The 15,397-nt window shown below is 41.9% G+C and carries 18 protein-coding genes; 11 read left to right on the top strand and 7 right to left on the bottom strand.

Annotation, left to right across the window (positions count from 1 at the left end; genetic code table 11):
• The first annotated feature begins 219 nt into the window (after window positions 1-219).
• Window positions 220-675 carry a YqaA family protein gene (locus RSJ42_RS11365; protein ID WP_410507402.1) on the top strand — a complete coding sequence of 152 codons (456 nt, stop codon included), beginning with the start codon at window positions 220-222 and terminating at the stop codon, window positions 673-675.
• Window positions 676-684: 9 nt separating this feature from the next.
• On the opposite strand, the gene RSJ42_RS11360 is transcribed toward RSJ42_RS11365, so the two are convergent.
• Window positions 685-1,086 carry a VOC family protein gene (locus RSJ42_RS11360; RefSeq protein ID WP_410507401.1) on the bottom strand — a complete coding sequence of 134 codons (402 nt, stop codon included), beginning with the start codon at window positions 1,084-1,086 and terminating at the stop codon, window positions 685-687.
• Window positions 1,087-1,925: 839 nt separating this feature from the next.
• On the opposite strand from RSJ42_RS11360, the gene RSJ42_RS11355 reads away from it, so the two are divergent.
• The 6 genes from RSJ42_RS11355 to RSJ42_RS11330 all read left to right on the top strand — a co-directional run bounded on the left by RSJ42_RS11355 (window position 1,926) and on the right by RSJ42_RS11330 (window position 7,382).
• Window positions 1,926-2,633 (top strand): energy-coupling factor ABC transporter permease, encoded by a 708-nt coding sequence (locus tag RSJ42_RS11355; RefSeq protein ID WP_410507400.1) that lies wholly within the window; start codon window positions 1,926-1,928, stop codon window positions 2,631-2,633.
• Entirely contained in the window at window positions 2,630-2,971 is a 342-nt protein-coding gene (locus RSJ42_RS11350) for an energy-coupling factor ABC transporter substrate-binding protein (RefSeq protein ID WP_410507399.1), read from the top strand. The genes RSJ42_RS11355 and RSJ42_RS11350 overlap by 4 nt, the downstream gene beginning before the upstream one ends.
• 111 nt (window positions 2,972-3,082) lie before the next feature.
• The gene (gene cbiQ, locus RSJ42_RS11345) at window positions 3,083-3,865 is read left to right on the top strand and encodes a cobalt ECF transporter T component CbiQ (protein ID WP_410507398.1); all 783 of its coding nucleotides are present in this window, start codon (window positions 3,083-3,085) and stop codon (window positions 3,863-3,865) included.
• Between the two features lie 11 nt (window positions 3,866-3,876).
• Window positions 3,877-5,238, top strand: a complete 1,362-nt coding sequence (locus RSJ42_RS11340; protein ID WP_410507397.1) for an energy-coupling factor ABC transporter ATP-binding protein — start codon at window positions 3,877-3,879, stop codon at window positions 5,236-5,238.
• Between the two features lie 380 nt (window positions 5,239-5,618).
• Window positions 5,619-5,921 (top strand): DUF378 domain-containing protein, encoded by a 303-nt coding sequence (locus RSJ42_RS11335; RefSeq protein ID WP_410507396.1) that lies wholly within the window; start codon window positions 5,619-5,621, stop codon window positions 5,919-5,921.
• Between the two features lie 369 nt (window positions 5,922-6,290).
• Window positions 6,291-7,382: a methionine synthase gene (locus RSJ42_RS11330; RefSeq protein ID WP_410507395.1), complete on the top strand. Its 1,092-nt coding sequence runs from the start codon at window positions 6,291-6,293 to the stop codon at window positions 7,380-7,382.
• Between the two features lie 55 nt (window positions 7,383-7,437).
• Here RSJ42_RS11330 and RSJ42_RS11325 read toward each other — a convergent pair whose 3' ends face one another.
• The 3 genes from RSJ42_RS11325 to RSJ42_RS11315 all read right to left on the bottom strand — a co-directional run bounded on the left by RSJ42_RS11325 (window position 7,438) and on the right by RSJ42_RS11315 (window position 9,316).
• The gene (locus RSJ42_RS11325) at window positions 7,438-8,271 is read right to left on the bottom strand and encodes a TIM barrel protein (protein WP_410507394.1); all 834 of its coding nucleotides are present in this window, start codon (window positions 8,269-8,271) and stop codon (window positions 7,438-7,440) included.
• A gap of 115 nt (window positions 8,272-8,386) precedes the next feature.
• A complete protein-coding gene (locus RSJ42_RS11320; protein ID WP_410507393.1) occupies window positions 8,387-8,719 on the bottom strand; it encodes a hypothetical protein in 333 nt (110 codons plus the stop codon).
• A 120-nt stretch (window positions 8,720-8,839) separates the two neighbouring features.
• Window positions 8,840-9,316 (bottom strand): phosphopantetheine adenylyltransferase, encoded by a 477-nt coding sequence (locus RSJ42_RS11315; protein ID WP_410507392.1) that lies wholly within the window; start codon window positions 9,314-9,316, stop codon window positions 8,840-8,842.
• 285 nt (window positions 9,317-9,601) lie between these two features.
• Between RSJ42_RS11315 and radA the strand changes: the two genes are divergently transcribed.
• Entirely contained in the window at window positions 9,602-10,579 is a 978-nt protein-coding gene (radA, locus tag RSJ42_RS11310; RefSeq protein ID WP_410507391.1) for a DNA repair and recombination protein RadA, read from the top strand.
• A 132-nt stretch (window positions 10,580-10,711) separates the two neighbouring features.
• Window positions 10,712-11,392, top strand: coding sequence for a phosphoglycolate phosphatase (locus tag RSJ42_RS11305; protein ID WP_410507390.1), 681 nt, complete (start codon window positions 10,712-10,714; stop codon window positions 11,390-11,392).
• An 89-nt stretch (window positions 11,393-11,481) separates the two neighbouring features.
• On the opposite strand, the gene RSJ42_RS11300 is transcribed toward RSJ42_RS11305, so the two are convergent.
• Window positions 11,482-12,159, bottom strand: coding sequence for a transglutaminase-like domain-containing protein (locus tag RSJ42_RS11300; RefSeq protein ID WP_410507389.1), 678 nt, complete (start codon window positions 12,157-12,159; stop codon window positions 11,482-11,484).
• 147 nt (window positions 12,160-12,306) lie between these two features.
• On the opposite strand from RSJ42_RS11300, the gene RSJ42_RS11295 reads away from it, so the two are divergent.
• Both RSJ42_RS11295 and RSJ42_RS11290 read left to right on the top strand, forming a co-directional pair.
• Complete coding sequence (locus RSJ42_RS11295; protein ID WP_410507388.1) at window positions 12,307-12,831, top strand: hypothetical protein; 525 nt, start codon at window positions 12,307-12,309, stop codon at window positions 12,829-12,831.
• Between the two features lie 138 nt (window positions 12,832-12,969).
• Entirely contained in the window at window positions 12,970-14,100 is a 1,131-nt protein-coding gene (locus tag RSJ42_RS11290) for a type I restriction endonuclease (protein WP_410507387.1), read from the top strand.
• Window positions 14,101-14,191: 91 nt separating this feature from the next.
• Here the strand turns inward: RSJ42_RS11290 and RSJ42_RS11285 are convergent, their stop codons facing one another.
• The gene (locus RSJ42_RS11285; protein WP_410507386.1) at window positions 14,192-14,542 is read right to left on the bottom strand and encodes a cupin domain-containing protein; all 351 of its coding nucleotides are present in this window, start codon (window positions 14,540-14,542) and stop codon (window positions 14,192-14,194) included.
• Window positions 14,543-14,558: 16 nt separating this feature from the next.
• Window positions 14,559-15,344 (bottom strand): PhzF family phenazine biosynthesis protein, encoded by a 786-nt coding sequence (locus RSJ42_RS11280; protein ID WP_410507385.1) that lies wholly within the window; start codon window positions 15,342-15,344, stop codon window positions 14,559-14,561.
• Window positions 15,345-15,397: the final 53 nt, after the last annotated feature.

Below are 15,397 nucleotides of genomic sequence, written 5' to 3'. Positions count from 1 at the left end.
CTCCCGAGGCGCAATTCGGGGAGCGGAGCGAAAAGGACCGCGTGCTCCCGAGGCGCAATTCGGGGAGCGGAGCGAAAAGGACCGCGTGCTCCCGAGGCGCAATTCGGGAACGGTTAGATACAGCTAATGAGGTTTTATGAGTCCGAAATTATAACTCTGTCTGACCTGAAAATATAAATAGAATAGTAAGCAGGAGTGTAAGGTAAGAGTAGGAGTATTATGCTTGAATCCCTGAGCGCCTTTATTGCCGATTACGGTTACCTGAACCTTTTTATCCTGAGCTTTCTGGCTTCTACAGTCCTGCCTTTCGGGTCTGAGGCTCTGGTAGTCGCTCTCGTTTACAGGGGGTTCAGCCCTCTTGCTGTAGTTCTGGTAGCTACTGCTGGCAATTTTCTTGGGTCATGCACCACTTACTACCTGGGCTTAAAAGGGCGGCACGTGCTTGAAAGATATCTTTCTCCCTCTCCGGAAAAGCTCGAGAAAAGTGAGAGGCTTTTCAACAGGTATGGGATCTACACCCTCCTTTTTACCTGGGTACCGGGTATCGGGGATGTAATTACCATGGTCGCAGGGCTTATGCAGCTTCCTTTCAGGTCCTTCTCGGTTCTGGTTTTTCTCGGTAAATTCGGGCGTTATTTTGCACTTGCTTACTCGGTAGTATTTCTCAGCAACTAACTTTAACTTTCATTTTGGATGCTCTATCAACCATAATGGATTTCCATACAGATCCGCAATGCGTGCCTGGATGCCAAAAGGCGCCTCCTCCGGCTCCTGCATAATCGTTACACCCTTTGATCTCAGCTCGTCGCATGTCTTCTTGCAGTCATCTACTTTAAACATCAGGGATGGGGTTTTGCCTATGAGGCCAACCTCTCGTATTGCTTCAGCCTTTTCCTGCATTTCGACGTTGGGCACATGAAGAATTATTTCCGTTCCCTTACCGGCAGGGGCAACGGACAAAAAACGGAACCCTGGTGCCAGACTAACGTCCGCGATTTTTACAAAGCCAAGTTTATTTGTATAAAATTCAAGGGCCTCATCATAATCTTTTACAAATATCATCACATGTGTCATGTTTTCGATCATATGTGTACCTCAGGCACGCCTCAGTACGGATATTTTATTCACATATATGAAATTTTATTCACGGATATGAACTTTTTATTTTCTGATATAAACCCGTTCCAGCAAAGTTTTATCTATGAACTTCAGATTCCTGCGGCTGATCAGATTTCCTCACTAAATTCACTCTAAAACTCTTTTTGGTTTTGCTTTCTTACTGTAATTTTCTCTTGGTCTTAAATGAACCCTGCCCTCTCCAAAATTCCTACTTTTAAATCTTCTTATCTTTATTCAAAAGTATATCCTTTCTGGCGATTTTGTTTCAGGACTTCTTTTTTAGTTGAACCAAAAGGATATATTTATATATCTCAGGATACAATACTTTTTTGCTAAAGCAATTTTAGTTGATTCTATTTTGCTTTGCTTGCCATTTTGACCGGTCTTCCAGATTTAAAAACAGAAACTATCTACTATTATAACCTCCATTTTTTCTTTTTTCTTCTCCCACTCTATTCTCTATCTGTACGCAAATTTACTTTAGTATCTCATTTGTCCTGTTTTCCGATGCCGAAATCAATCCTTCTCTTTATCAGGTTATTTTAATAATGCCTGTAGATGCAGATTTTCTCTTTAATTATTCATTATCAGATATAATGTTCGTCTCAATTTATGCCCTGTATTAGTCAAGTTTGCTTGTTCTGTCTCATCTCCTCTCAATTTTATAAGTTATATTACCTTCAAACTAATTTTTACAGGCTCGTACGCACCTGTTTCTCTTACACCGTAACCTTTATGTATCAATTTACTCAATTTAACTTGACTTAATCCCACTAATATTTACTTGATATCCATGCGGTGATCTCATGCATATAATGGAAGGCTTTTTACCAACGCCCTGGTGGCAGATCTGGTTTGCAGTATCTATTCCGGTGATACTGTACGGAATCCACAAATTGAATAAACTGGTGAAAGAAAAACGCGAGATATTGCCTCTTCTGGCTGTTGCAGGTGCGTTTGTTTTCGTGCTGTCCTCCCTGAAATTGCCGTCCGTAACCGGAAGCTGTTCTCACCCCACAGGAACAGGTATTGCTGCAATTATGTTCGGACCTGCAATTTCCGCAGTGCTTGGGACCATAGTGCTTATCTACCAGGCGCTTTTCCTCGCTCACGGCGGCCTGACTACACTTGGAGCCAACGTATTCTCAATGGGTATTGTGGGTCCTGTTGTTGCGTATTTAGTGTATAAAGCAGGAATGAAAGCCAATCTCAACTTCTATCTTGCCGTATTCCTCGCTACAGCCTTTGGGGACTGGGCTACTTATATAACCACTTCCGTGGAGCTTGCTCTTGCATTTCCTGCCGGAGGGGCGCTTACTCTTGCAGGTTTCATGAGTTCATTCGGCAAATTTGCCACGATCTTTGCAGTTACCCAGTTGCCTCTCGCAGTCATGGAAGGGGCTGTCAGTGCCCTGCTCTTCAAGTATGTGATTAACGTCAAGAGTGATATCCTTGTGGAAATGAAAGTCATTGAAGATAAAGTTGTGAAAAAGCTAAGAGGGATTTCCGCATGAGCAGAAAACTGGAAATTATCGTACTTGCAATCCTCCTGGTCTTTGCAGTGCAGTTCGTTTATATGTCGTCCACTACGGATGCGGAATACGGAGGAGCTGACGGGGAAGCCGAAGGTGTGATAAACGAGATCACTGGCGGGACCTACGAACCAAATGCAGAACCTTTCTGGGAGCCTCCAAGTGGTGAAATCGAAAGCCTTCTCTTTGGCCTTCAGGCAGCTATAGGCGCAGGGATCATAGGTTACTTCCTTGGGTACTACAGGGCTAAAAAAAATTATGAAAATGAGCTTGGATATAAAGGGAAAAACAAGCCTGAAAGCGAGAAGCACTCTCTATAATCTCTTCTTCCGTCATGTTTGCTTTTCTCCTTAAAGGAGGAAAGTTTTTTATCTTTTGTCTTTTATTTTTAGCTTTTGTTTTTATAAATCCACAATCTGCGGGTTCCCCATATGACCAATATCCTTGACGATTATGCACTTCTGAGCCCCCTAAGGCATATAAACAGCTGGCTGAAGCTTGCGGTAGTCTTTTTCGGGCTGCTTGTAGGAGTTTCATCTACTTCCCCTATCACTCCTTTTTTCATAGCTTTTTGTATGAGCTTCGCAACAGTTGTTCTGGGGAAAACGCCTTTAGGACTATATTTTAGACTCCTGCTTGCTCCTATGGGCTTTGCTGCTGTAGGTGTCCTTATTATTGCCTTCTTCTCGGGTTCAGGACCTGAGATGCTGGCCTTTGAATTTCTGGGATATCCATTCTCGATAAGAACTGATGGGTTTGAACTTGCCCTGCTGGTCCTTTCAAGGTCCATAAGCGGGATGTGTTGCCTTTACTTCCTTGCACTCTCAACCCCTATGATAGAACTCTTTGCCGTGTTAAAGGCTTCAAGGATTCCGGAATCTTTTATAGAGCTCTCAATGCTTATCTACAGATACATCTTTGTTTTCCTGGACATGGCTCTTTCCATAAAGTATGCCCAGACTGTGAGGCTCGGATACTCCAGTTTCAGGCGCTCCCTTAATTCAATGGGCATGCTTGGGAGCACGCTTTTTATCAGGTCCTGGGAGCAGGGAGACAAACTCTTTCTGGCAATGAATTCCAGGTGCTATGATGGAAAAATGACTCTATTCGAAGTGCACAGGCCTGTAAGGACAGCAGAACTGTTACTGACCTCTGTCTACTTCGTTTCAGCTCTTGCACTATTTTATTTTACAAAAAACATATCCATTGTTTGAGGTAACAGATAATGATTATTCTTGAGACCCGGAACCTTAAATACTCTTACCCTGACGGCACTGCAGCTGTCCAGGACATAAACATCGAGATCAAAAAAGGGAAAAAAGTTGCCTTTGTAGGGCAGAACGGCTCCGGAAAATCCACGCTTTTCCTGCTCCTCAACGGGACCTTAAAGCCACAGGAAGGTGAAATCCTGTTCCATGGGGCCCCTTTTAAATACGATTCAAAGTCCCTGCGGGAAATCCGGAAATCCGTGGGAATTGTCTTCCAGAATTCAGATGATCAGATCTTTGCTCCCACAGTGTACCAGGACGTAGCTTTCGGGCCTGCAAATCTCGGTTATTCAAAAGAAAGAGTCGAAGCCTGTGTGAATCAGGCCCTTGAATATGTAGGTCTCACCCGGCTCAAGGACAAGCCTCCCCATCACCTGAGCGGAGGGCAGAAAAAAAGGGTTGCTATTGCCGGTGTTATGGCAATGGAGCCTGAGGTAATAATCCTGGACGAGCCGCTTTCCAACCTCGACCCTGTTGGAGCAGATGAGATAGTTGACTTGCTCAACGAGTTCAATCATTTCGGGAGCACCATCATCATCTCAACCCATGACGTTGATCTGGCATACCGCTGGTCTGACTATGTTTTCCTTATGTCAAACAGCAAACTCATAGGGCAGGGGACACCGGCAGAAGTCTTCAAAGAGCAGGAGCTCCTTAAAAAAGCAGGTCTGCGCCAGCCCACCACCCTTGAGATCTATCACGAGATTGAGAGAAGGGGGCTTGCATACGGCAGAAACTCCCCCAAAACCATTCCTGACCTTGTCAACACATTAAAGCCTCTTGATCTGATGTGGGTTGAGGTCCCTCCCGGAGTAAGAGAAGGAGACAGCCTGAATATTGGAGTCATGTACGGAGAATATGCAACGCAATCTCCTTATGAGGCAATTAATGCCACTGTCCTGCATATCCATCCTGACGGCAGGGCTATTGTTGAACTTAAACGCAAAGGGATTAAAGCCGGTGGGGTACTGCTCTACGATACGGACGATTATTCGCCTGAAAAGGTCATGCAGATTATTAAAGAAGGGGAAATCACTTTCGTGGGGGCAATGGGCAAGAAAAGCAAGACCCTTGCCGAACAGGACGGAATCCGGCTGGACGTCACTTCAGGCGTCATAGACAAATCAATCCTTATGGCACTCTGCGGGAAACGCTGCCTTATCCTTACAGCAGGCGGAATGATAGACCATGCATTGAAAAGGACAAAGGAATATGTGGACAAAAGCGGGATAGAATTCACCGTGGGCGTGGTTAACAGGGATGGCGGATGCAAATGGATTAAAGAGACCGAAGAAAACCCCGGAGCCCTTAAAATCTGATTTTTTTCTTTTTTCTCTCCGTTTTCTTTTTCTATTCTTTTTTTATTCTCTTTTTTATTCCCTTCTTCCTTTCTCTTCTTCTATATTTTCCCTTTTTCTTTATTTATCTCTTACATATATTTTCCTGCATATTTTGATTTTCCGCTCGATATTTCGAATAACTGACGATCTCTTTTAATCTTCATCAATTCATTTAAAACATATTTTTCTTCATAAATAATTCTGGCAAAGTTAAGGAATAAATTAATAATATCCTAGCTCCAACATTGTTTAAGGGAGCAGGGGATTGGACATTAAAAAACCAGAATTTCCAATCAAATTTTCAAATTAAAAAATGATCTGTCCTTTCTCAATGCTTTTCCAGGGGAGGTTTGCTAAAAATGCATACGGAAGGTATGATACACGATAATATGTCTAAAGTAAAGGGTATATCTAAACTGTTAGTGATAATAGGCGCTTTGAACTGGGGTCTTATCGGAATCCTTAACCTGGATCTGGTAGCACTTCTTTTTGGGAAAAAATCAACTGCATCCAGGCTGGTTTACACTCTTGTGGGACTGTCTGGAGCCTACCTGCTGATGCGTCATAAGGAAAGATTTTTAGAAATGAAAAAACACTTGCATAAAGAGAGTGAGAAAAAATATAGCGGAAAGCAATACAGCTGGAGTGGAATTCAACAGTGAGTTTTGTCTTTCCAGCAAGACCTGATAATAATACTACCTTAAAATTGTCTCTGATTATATAAAGGACGTTTAGTACTGTTCTCTCTTAAAATGTCCAGATAGCAAGTCATTTTTCGATTAATCGCAGTAACCACAAACAGGCCTGAAACAACAGGTCTGAGACAAAATAATCAATAAAGCAATTGACTTGCTTCTGGGCGTTTTTCTTTTCTGAAAATGTTTCCTCTTAAAAGGTTTTCGTATCTAAACGAGCATGAGCTGGTCTAACATTTATTTAGCGATCAAAGACTAATAATTTAGGATATATCTTCGCTGTAGTGCCAAAAAAATTTCAATATCTTTAAAACTTGACCTCTCTTAATTACATATATGCAGGAGATTATTTTTATCGATGAAGGCAGCCTTCCCACCCCTGAAGGTGTAACAAGGGAATGGATAAAGACCGCAGCTGAGAATCGAAACGAAGATGAAAGACTCTTCTCGATAATAAGAGAGGCTTTCCAGAGAAAAATTGCTACTGGGGTGCATGTTCCCACATATCCTCAGTTCAGGGATATGATAGGCCAGTTTCTTGATATCATAAAAGACGAAAAAAACTGCAGTGAACCTTATGTATTGAAAGAGGAAAATGCAAAAATCCTTGAACTGGAAATAATCGATGAGGTCGCAAAACAATATAGAAAAGAGACAGGAAATACTCTTGAAGCCAGGGTTTGCATTGCAGGCCCCACAGATACGTATCTTCAGGCTTTCGGGGCGACAGCTTTTGTGGACGCATACCACATCCTTGCACAGGATATTGATAAATTCATTAAACAGGCATTCAAAACAGCAAAAAACTTCAAAATCAGGGTTATAGCCCTGGATGAAATCAGCCTGGGACTAACCGATATGATCCAGTTTTCTGACGCTGATATCGCTTCGGCTCTTACTATTGCATCTTCCTATGCCAGGCAGCAGGGGGCGGATATGGAAATTCATCTTTATTCCCCTTTGAAGTATGAGCTCATATGTGAAACCCCTATCAATGTTATTGGATTTGAGTATGCTGGGAACCCTTCTTACCTTGATCTCCTGGACAGAGAAGTACTGGAGGATTCGGATACTTATGCAGGAGTCGGAATAGCAAGAACCGATATTTTCAGCCTTGTGAGTATTGTCAATGAAAAGTACGGAATTAATGCCTGGAAGGAAAAAGAATATATGCAAAAAATATTAACTGAGCTGGAGACTCCGGATGTTATAAAAAAGAGGCTTGAAACGGCTTATTCGGTTCTCGGGGACCGCATAAAGTACGCAAATCCGGACTGCGGGCTGGCATTCTGGCCGGACCAGGAACTTGCTTTTGGGCTGCTTGAGAATACGGCAAAAGGTATCAATCAATTCAATGCAGAAATGAAGGATCAGTGGATAGAAAAGAATTCTAAAAAAAGAATTGTGAGTCCCGAAAAGAAATTATAATCTTATAATTCCCTGTAAGTCTCAGAAGGTTAAATTCCATGTAAATCTCATAAGATTATAATTCCATGTAAGTCTTTTTTAGCAGGAGTGCATCTTCTTCCATGATAGGGCTTTCGCAGATGACAAGCCCTTTAACACCAAATTCTTTGAGGGCTCTCAGGAGTTCAGGGTAATTGAAATCGGATTCTTCAAGAGTCAGATGCCTTTTTTCCCCGTTCCGGTCGTATTCTATTCCCGAGACATGCATGTGCATATTTTCAAGCCCCTGTTTCCCGAGTGAGTTTTCTACTTTTGAGAGGATTGACATAAACTCGGGATAGGAATTTTCTTTTCCTTCCCTTGCATGCATATGGGAAAAGTCTAGGCAGGGCATAACCCCTTCGATTTCTTCGCTTAAGGAGAGCACTTCTTCAAGCGTCCCAAACTGCGTAGTTTTGCCCATGGTTTCCGGGCGGAGGACTGCATGGATGTCTTCATCCCTGAGCTGTCCCGTAAGCTCCTGAAGGGCTTTTGAGACATTCTCATAGACTGTTTCTTTGCTGTTTTTCTGGTAAAAGGCTGCATGCAGTACAATTGATTCTGCTCCGCAAAGGCTGCCTATCCTTGCAGACTGGTAGATCCTTTCCATGCTGGCTTTTAATTTTTCTTCTTCCGGGGAGTTCAGGTTAATGTAATAAGGGGCGTGGACGCTCAGGGCTATGTTTTCTTTTCTGGCTATTTCAAGAACATTTGCTGCCCCTTTTTCACTCATGCGCACTCCCTGCACAAACTCAAGTTCCATGCAGCCGAGTCCCAGTTCTCTAACCCGCTCAATCCCTGCAATGCTATTGCTGGCTTTTGTGCTTTTAGGAACTCCTGCTGTCCCAAAAATAAGTTTTTCAGATAACATGTTTTTTAAATATCCTTTTAAAAGTGCATTTTAAGACGGTTTTAAGCTGCGTTTTATTTTAAGTGTTTTATTTAAACTGCTTCTAATTTAGAAGATTCTTATAAACAGTTTTAATTTAAAAAATTCCGACAAAATCCTTTAACTGTTTCGCTCTTTCAGGAGATACTTTTTTCTCGATTGCTGCCACAAGTTCCTCAAGGTCCTCGTCAAGGGACTGGACATCTTCTTTTCCTTCAAGGGCAAGCCCTACGAGGTAGTCGAGTTCGTCAGCATCCAGTCTTTCGAGTCTTTCCCTGAAATCTTCGGGAGATTCGGCGAATTTGTGTGAAACAGGGCGCAGGATAAAGGGAAAATGGTGACCTGCTTCTCTGGACATTGTTTTTCCTCCTGCTTCCGGGGCGAGCTTGTTAAAGATCTCAATGTCTTTTTGTGTGAATTCTCTTGGCATGTTATCACTTAATTACTCATTATCCTGTCCTGATTTATACCTGTTGTAGAAGAGTGTTTCCGGAAAAAGCTAGAATACGGAAGTTTGTGCTTTTCTTAAGCCTTTTTTTAAGCTTCTTTTTTAAGCTTCTTTTTTAAGCTTCTTTTTTAACCTGCCGTGCCTGTCAATTTCTCCATTTGCGATTCTTGTAGAAGAAATCGGGATCTCGTCCTCAGCCATCACATACTCTACATACACAATTTCCAGTGGTTTTTTTTCTCTTTTCTCTCTGATCCTGTTGATTTTCAAGGCGACCGGATAGGTTTCGGGTGAGACAATTATGTAGTCGAACTCTTCTTCCAGGGTTGGGCCGCAGGGATCGTCCAGCCTGGTAACTTCATATCTCTCCTCAGGAACCCCTATTTCTTTTATATACTCAAGCAGGCGTGCCCTTCTTTCTTCGTAGCTCTCTACCTCGTGGCTCTTCTGGAGCATCTCGTCCGAAGTAAGCCCTATGTGGACTTTCCCGCTGCCTGCTATCTCAAATGCTTTTTCTATCAGTCTGGCGTGTCCGTCATGAAGATACTGAAACGTACCGCCCAAGGCGACCTCTGGCATGATGGGTGATAATCTGCTAAGTAAAAAGAGGTTTTGGTTTTTCTCGGCTTTTTAAGGACTTTCTACATTTTTTTCTATATATTCCTCTTTTCTTTTGTAAGTTTAAGTGCCTGAAAAGAGGTTTTAATATTCCTTTTTTTATCAGGTTCTTTTGAGCAAATTGACGCATTTTTTACCGGTCCGGAATACTTTCACCATGCCTCCTCTAGTTATATATACGTGCAAAACCATAGTTGAGCCACCGTTATGCACCTTAGATAAACATGTGCATCAGGAGAATTTATAATGAGCGAAATAGCACTAGATGATCTGCCAGGAGTTGGCCCTGCTACTGCAGAAAAACTCAAAGAAGCCGGATTTAACACAATTGAAGCAATTGCTGTAGCATCTCCTTCTGAACTTGCAAATACAGCCGAAATCGGGGAATCAACTGCCGCAAAAATTATTAATGCCGCAAGACAGGCTGCTGATATAGGTGGGTTTGAGACCGGGGATCTCGTTCTTGAAAGAAGGAAATTGGTAGGTAAGCTTACCACCGGTTGTACCGAATTTGACGAAATGATGGGTGGGGGCATAGAAACCCAGGCTATTACCGAACTGTACGGAGAATTCGGTTCAGGAAAGACCCAGGTGGCTCACCAGCTCGCAGTGAATGTCCAGATGGACAAAGAACATGGCGGTCTTGGCGGTTCAGTTATTATTATCGACACTGAAAATACCTTCAGGCCGGAAAGGATCACCCAGATGGTAAAGGGGCTTTCCGAGAAATACGGGATGGACCTTAATCCTGAAGAATTCCTGCAGAACATCCATGTCGCCAGGGCATACAATTCAAATCACCAGATACTTCTTGTTGACTCTGCAACAGACCTGGCAAACGAGCTTAAGGAAATGGGCAAACCAGTCCGCCTCCTGATTGTTGACTCTCTTATGGCTCACTTCAGGGCTGAATATGTAGGACGAGGAACCCTTGCAGACAGGCAGCAGAAGCTTAACAAACATATGCACGGCCTGCTCCGCTTCGGAGACCTGTTCAACGCCTGCGTTGTTGTTACAAACCAGGTTATGGCAAAGCCTGACGCCTTCTTTGGTGACCCCACAAGGCCAGTCGGAGGACATATAGTCGGGCACACGGCAACCTTCAGGCTTTACCTGCGGAAGTCCAAAGGAGAGAAGAGAATTATCCGCCTTGTAGACTCTCCCAGCCTGCCAGAAGGGGAAGCTGTCGTTGCAGTTACTATGGCAGGACTCACTGACCAGTGAACCCTGGATTAGATTTCTGATCGTTGAGATCGCAGATTGAAAGTAGAGTCAGTTTGAAATAGTCTTCAATTCAGACTTAAAGAGCAGTTTACTGGGGGAAGCATTTTATTCCTCCATTCCTATATTTTTTTAATGAAATTCAAAGCTCTTGTTGTTGACATTGACGGAACAATAACCTGCGCAAACAGGGAACTCCATCTGGAAGCCGTCAAAAAAATGCGTACTCTTAAAGTCCCTGTAGTCCTTGCCACAGGCAATATTCTATGTTATGCAAGGACAACATCAAGGCTTATCGGCCTGGGTGGGGCTGTAATTGCTGAAAATGGGGGAGCCGTTACTGTCCGCTATGACCTGAATGGCATTTTTGAAGGAAGTCTCGAAGAATGTGAAAAAGCCTTTTCTTTCCTCTCCAAACACTTCAAGCTTACAAAACTGGACCCTACATACCGCAAGACCGAGATTGCCCTCAGGCGGGACTTTGACCTTGAAAAAGCCAGAGCTCTTCTCGAAACCCAGCCTTTCGATGTCGAACTTGTTGACACAAAATACGCCATCCATGTGAAAAGCATCAAAATCAACAAGGGAATAGGGCTCCAGAAGCTTGCAGGAATGATGGGCCTTGAAGCCGAAGATTTTGTAGCTATAGGAGACTCTGCAAATGATGTTGAAATGTTTGAGGCGGCAGGATTCGGAATTGCCGTTGCGAACGGGGACGATAGAATAAAGGAAGTTGCCAATTACGTTACAGAAGCGTCCTTTGGCGACGGGGCTGTAGAAGCTATTGAATTTCTTGAATCCAACGGCTGGATATAAAACTGCGGATATAAAGTCCGCAATAGCTAGTCCTCAATAGATAACTTCTCTCCTGAGAAGCCTCTGATTAAGGATTCCTCCATAAATTTTTAATCTTGAAACAAATCTTTCAGCCCGAGATCCCAGTTCGCCCACATTTCTTTCCTGGTATTACTTTTCTCTAATACCTCAACAACAATCGGGTTGGGATCTTTGAATATTACCGGATGGTCTTCTTCCCCACCTTCTTTATTTACAGGCCAGGCAATTTTTTCTTCATAGACGGAAAACTGAGCGTCTACGCCCGGCTTATTTCCTCTTGCGTCCAGCCTGATCCATTTGTCCAGGTCTCTCAGATATACGGCGTTTAAGCCGTGCAGGACTTTCCTGTCGATTCCTTCCTGACCTGAGCATAGTTTCTGATAACAGAACCCGGCTGGTATCCCGAAATACCTCAGCATGGCTGCTAGAAGGTGAGATTTTGCACAGCAGATCCCATGCCCGAACTCAAGGACTTCCGATGCTTTACAGGTAACCTCCTGTGCACCGATGTCCCCTGAATGGTCGATGTCGTCCCTGACAAACTCATAAATTCTCCTTATCAGGTTAATTTCGCCTTTCTCTTTCATACCTTTTATATTTTCCATGACTTCCATATTTTCCGTGTTTTCCGCGTTTTCCATGCCTTTCTTTAATTCAAGGCACTTATTAGCGATCAGCTTATGATCATAGTTTATGACTTCGCTCTTTTTGAGGTAGTCCTGAATATTGTTGCTTTCAGCGTGCATTTCAGCCACCTATCAATCTAATCTGTCAAATATACTACAAATTCCATATGAAATTTAAATTTGATAGGAAACTACTTTTTATTGATCTCTATATATAATAAATAAAAATAGTGCAATTCTTCTTTAGCTGAATATTGGGGCAAAGATATGGTAGAGAACGAAACCCAGGCTATACAAAAAAATGTTGAAAAAGATCTATTCGAGGAACAAAGCAAAATTCTGGACCGATTTTATTCACTGATAACATTGACATTTACAGCGTTTGGTTTCTCCATTACAGCCCTTAGCTTTTTTTTCGGAAGAGGAATCCCTAACATCCAGGAAGCTCTCCGTGCCTATCATATCGGTTTTTCTTTTCTTTGTCTATTTCTGGCTTTTATAATTTCAATTACTAATGTACTGGCAATATTTCACCACAGAAAGCTGGTAAAAAAGGATTACATGATAGGATATAGAGAGGATAATGAACTGATAAATAATAATTTGGCATTATATCTCTCTATTGCGAGGCATAAGAATTACTATGTAATTGCAATTACTCTTATTGGTCTTGGAATTACATCCTTCATTAATCATTTCTCACAGCATCGCATAGTATCCGCTATTCTTGTTGCGGGATTTGTTGTGATAGTTCTGTTGCTGATACGCAATTCTCGCAGGTATTTGTCCTGAGTATAGCTTGATGTAATGTAGAGAAAATGATAAGAGGGTGAATTTTTGCAAAATATACAAAAAAGCAGCAAATATATCTATGACTATGTTATGATACTTTTACACTTTAATTACTTTTTATAAAGGGGTGTTGAAATAATGGATTTTATAGATCAAATAAAAATATTAGCTGCTAAAATTCCGAAGCTAACTGAAAGCATAAAAACTGAAGAAGCTACAAAAAACGCCCTTGTTTTGCCTCTCTTAAACATATTGGGATACAATGTTTTTGATCCGTCTGAAGTTGTTCCTGAATTTACAACCGATTATGGCACAAAAAAAGGTGAAAAGGTTGATTACGCTATTATTCAGGACGGTAAGCCAATAATACTAATAGAGTGCAAAAATATTGATGCCGATCTTGATAAAGAACATGCTTCTCAACTGTTCAGGTACTTCAGTGTAAGTGAAGCAAAAATCGGAATCCTGACAAATGGGATTGTATATCGTTTTTATACAGATATTGACGCTCCAAACAAAATGGATGAAAAAGCATTTTTGGAGATAAACTTACTGGACATTAAAGAGCCTTTGGTAAATGAATTAAAAAGATTTAAGAAAGAATCCTTTAACATTGATGATTTAGCGAATGTAGCCTGTGAATTAAGATATACTAAGGAAATAAAGCTAATTCTTGCAAATGAGATTAATTCTCCTTCTGAAGAATTCGTTAGATATTTTACTAAGAAAGTAACCAATTCCCCTTTTACTCAAAATGTCCGTGAAAGGTTTACAATCCTTACGAGAAATGCTCTCAATCAATTCATTAATGATAGGATAAATGACAGGTTAAAACTTGCTATGTCAGAGGATTCAGTCTCTTCTAATTCAACTGAAATTGTACAAGCCTTAAATTTGAATGAAAATAAAGAGTCATCTTCACCAGAAGTTTTAAACGATAATCTGGAAAAAATTATAACAACTGGCGAAGAGCTGGAAGGTTATTACATTATAAAGGCAATTCTTCGTGAAAGTTTAGATCTAAAAAGAGTTGCTATCAGGGATAAGAAGTCTTACTGTGGTGTACTATTAGACGATAACAACAGAAAGCCAATTTGCCGTATGTATTTCAATACCAGGCAAAAATATCTGGGCTTATTTGCTGGAGACAAAGACGAAGAAAAAGTTCCTATAGATGATTTGAACCGTATATATGACTATGCGGACAAACTGAAAAATACAGTTTACAATTATGATAATGGAAAACAAAATGTAGAAGGTACAAATTAAACCTCAAAATACCTTCTGATATTTTCTTTTTAGCAAGTATTTCTTTGATACACAGACATAATGAGTCTAGTGTTTCTTATTTTTAAATTCCTCACTCTTCAATCCTATGAATCCTTTTCCCCTCAAACGCATGAATAGTTCTTGTCCCTGCGATACATTTTCCCCATTGCTCCGTCCCCTTCGGAATAAATAATTCGTCCCCCGGATTGAGAACAAATTCTTCATCATTTAAAAACGCCGTATATTGCCCGCTAATGCAGACCATCCACTCATCAAATTCATGAGTATGTTTCCTGGAAGTCCTGTCAGAATAACAGGTCCAGAAAGCCATCTGGCTGCCGTCTGCGCCTTCGTAAAAATAGCCGTCAATGTCTTGGGTGTTTTGCTCTTTACTGCTGATATGGTTGCTTTTACTTTTCATAAAACCAGGAAAATCTTTCATGCCTGAAACCTTCTGTTTAAATCAGTAATTCCCCTTCCAGCACCGTAACCGCTTTCCCTGAAATCAAGACCCGTTCCCCGACAACTTTTACTTTAAGGATGCCGCCGCGTTCCGAAGCTTGATATGCGATGAATTCGTCTTTGTTCAGCTTCTTTTGCCAGTACGGCCCCAGGCAGCAGTGAGCCGATCCCGTAACCGGATCTTCCCATATCCCTACCTCCGGCGCAAAAAACCTTGACACAAAATCGTATTCTCCGGCTCCGGCTCTGGCTGTAACGATTGCTCCCCTTGCCGGTACTTTTGAGAGTTTCACGAAATCCGGCTTCATTGTTCTTACTATTTCTTCCGATTCGACTTCTACCAGGTAGTCAAATATGTTTTTTCCGACGTAGGTTGCTTCAACCCCGAGTGATTCCAGCAGTCCTGCCGGAGGTTCTGCTTTTTCTTCAGGCAGCGCAGGGAAATTTAATTCGATCCAGCCTTTATTCATTTTTGCCGTCAATAAACCGTTTTTTGTGCTGAATTTTGCTTCCTGGTCGTTTCTTAAGAATCCTTTTTTACACAAAATATGGGCGCTTGCCAGAGTTGCATGCCCGCAGAGGTCGATTTCTCCGTTTGGGGTAAACCATCTCAGGTCATATCCATCGCTATTCTTAACAAGAAACGCGGTTTCGGACAGGTTCATCTCGCGGGCTATATTCTGCATTAATTCCTCGTCCAGCTTCTCGTTCAGGACACATACGCCTGCCGGGTTTCCCGAAAAAAGTTTTTCTGTAAATGCGTCTACCTGATAGATTTTCATTATTCGCACTCCTTTTGCAGGGGCAATTCATAATAATGGTTCCAATGTTTCAG

The organism is Methanosarcina hadiensis (genome assembly GCF_046529725.1).
Classification (GTDB): Archaea; Halobacteriota; Methanosarcinia; order Methanosarcinales; family Methanosarcinaceae; genus Methanosarcina; species Methanosarcina hadiensis.
Note: the sequence above shows the minus strand (reverse complement) of the source record. Positions and strands in the feature narration are given on the sequence as shown.

Coding starts and splice junctions, on each gene's coding strand:
- RSJ42_RS11365 (WP_410507402.1), top strand. CDS start 220: ATGCTTGAATCCCTGAGCGCCTTTATTGCCGATTACGGTTACCTGAAC.
- RSJ42_RS11360 (WP_410507401.1), bottom strand. CDS start 1,086: ATGATCGAAAACATGACACATGTGATGATATTTGTAAAAGATTATGAT.
- RSJ42_RS11355 (WP_410507400.1), top strand. CDS start 1,926: ATGCATATAATGGAAGGCTTTTTACCAACGCCCTGGTGGCAGATCTGG.
- RSJ42_RS11350 (WP_410507399.1), top strand. CDS start 2,630: ATGAGCAGAAAACTGGAAATTATCGTACTTGCAATCCTCCTGGTCTTT.
- cbiQ (WP_410507398.1), top strand. CDS start 3,083: ATGACCAATATCCTTGACGATTATGCACTTCTGAGCCCCCTAAGGCAT.
- RSJ42_RS11340 (WP_410507397.1), top strand. CDS start 3,877: ATGATTATTCTTGAGACCCGGAACCTTAAATACTCTTACCCTGACGGC.
- RSJ42_RS11335 (WP_410507396.1), top strand. CDS start 5,619: ATGCATACGGAAGGTATGATACACGATAATATGTCTAAAGTAAAGGGT.
- RSJ42_RS11330 (WP_410507395.1), top strand. CDS start 6,291: ATGCAGGAGATTATTTTTATCGATGAAGGCAGCCTTCCCACCCCTGAA.
- RSJ42_RS11325 (WP_410507394.1), bottom strand. CDS start 8,271: ATGTTATCTGAAAAACTTATTTTTGGGACAGCAGGAGTTCCTAAAAGC.
- RSJ42_RS11320 (WP_410507393.1), bottom strand. CDS start 8,719: ATGCCAAGAGAATTCACACAAAAAGACATTGAGATCTTTAACAAGCTC.
- RSJ42_RS11315 (WP_410507392.1), bottom strand. CDS start 9,316: ATGCCAGAGGTCGCCTTGGGCGGTACGTTTCAGTATCTTCATGACGGA.
- radA (WP_410507391.1), top strand. CDS start 9,602: ATGAGCGAAATAGCACTAGATGATCTGCCAGGAGTTGGCCCTGCTACT.
- RSJ42_RS11305 (WP_410507390.1), top strand. CDS start 10,712: ATGAAATTCAAAGCTCTTGTTGTTGACATTGACGGAACAATAACCTGC.
- RSJ42_RS11300 (WP_410507389.1), bottom strand. CDS start 12,159: ATGCACGCTGAAAGCAACAATATTCAGGACTACCTCAAAAAGAGCGAA.
- RSJ42_RS11295 (WP_410507388.1), top strand. CDS start 12,307: ATGGTAGAGAACGAAACCCAGGCTATACAAAAAAATGTTGAAAAAGAT.
- RSJ42_RS11290 (WP_410507387.1), top strand. CDS start 12,970: ATGGATTTTATAGATCAAATAAAAATATTAGCTGCTAAAATTCCGAAG.
- RSJ42_RS11285 (WP_410507386.1), bottom strand. CDS start 14,542: ATGAAAGATTTTCCTGGTTTTATGAAAAGTAAAAGCAACCATATCAGC.
- RSJ42_RS11280 (WP_410507385.1), bottom strand. CDS start 15,344: ATGAAAATCTATCAGGTAGACGCATTTACAGAAAAACTTTTTTCGGGA.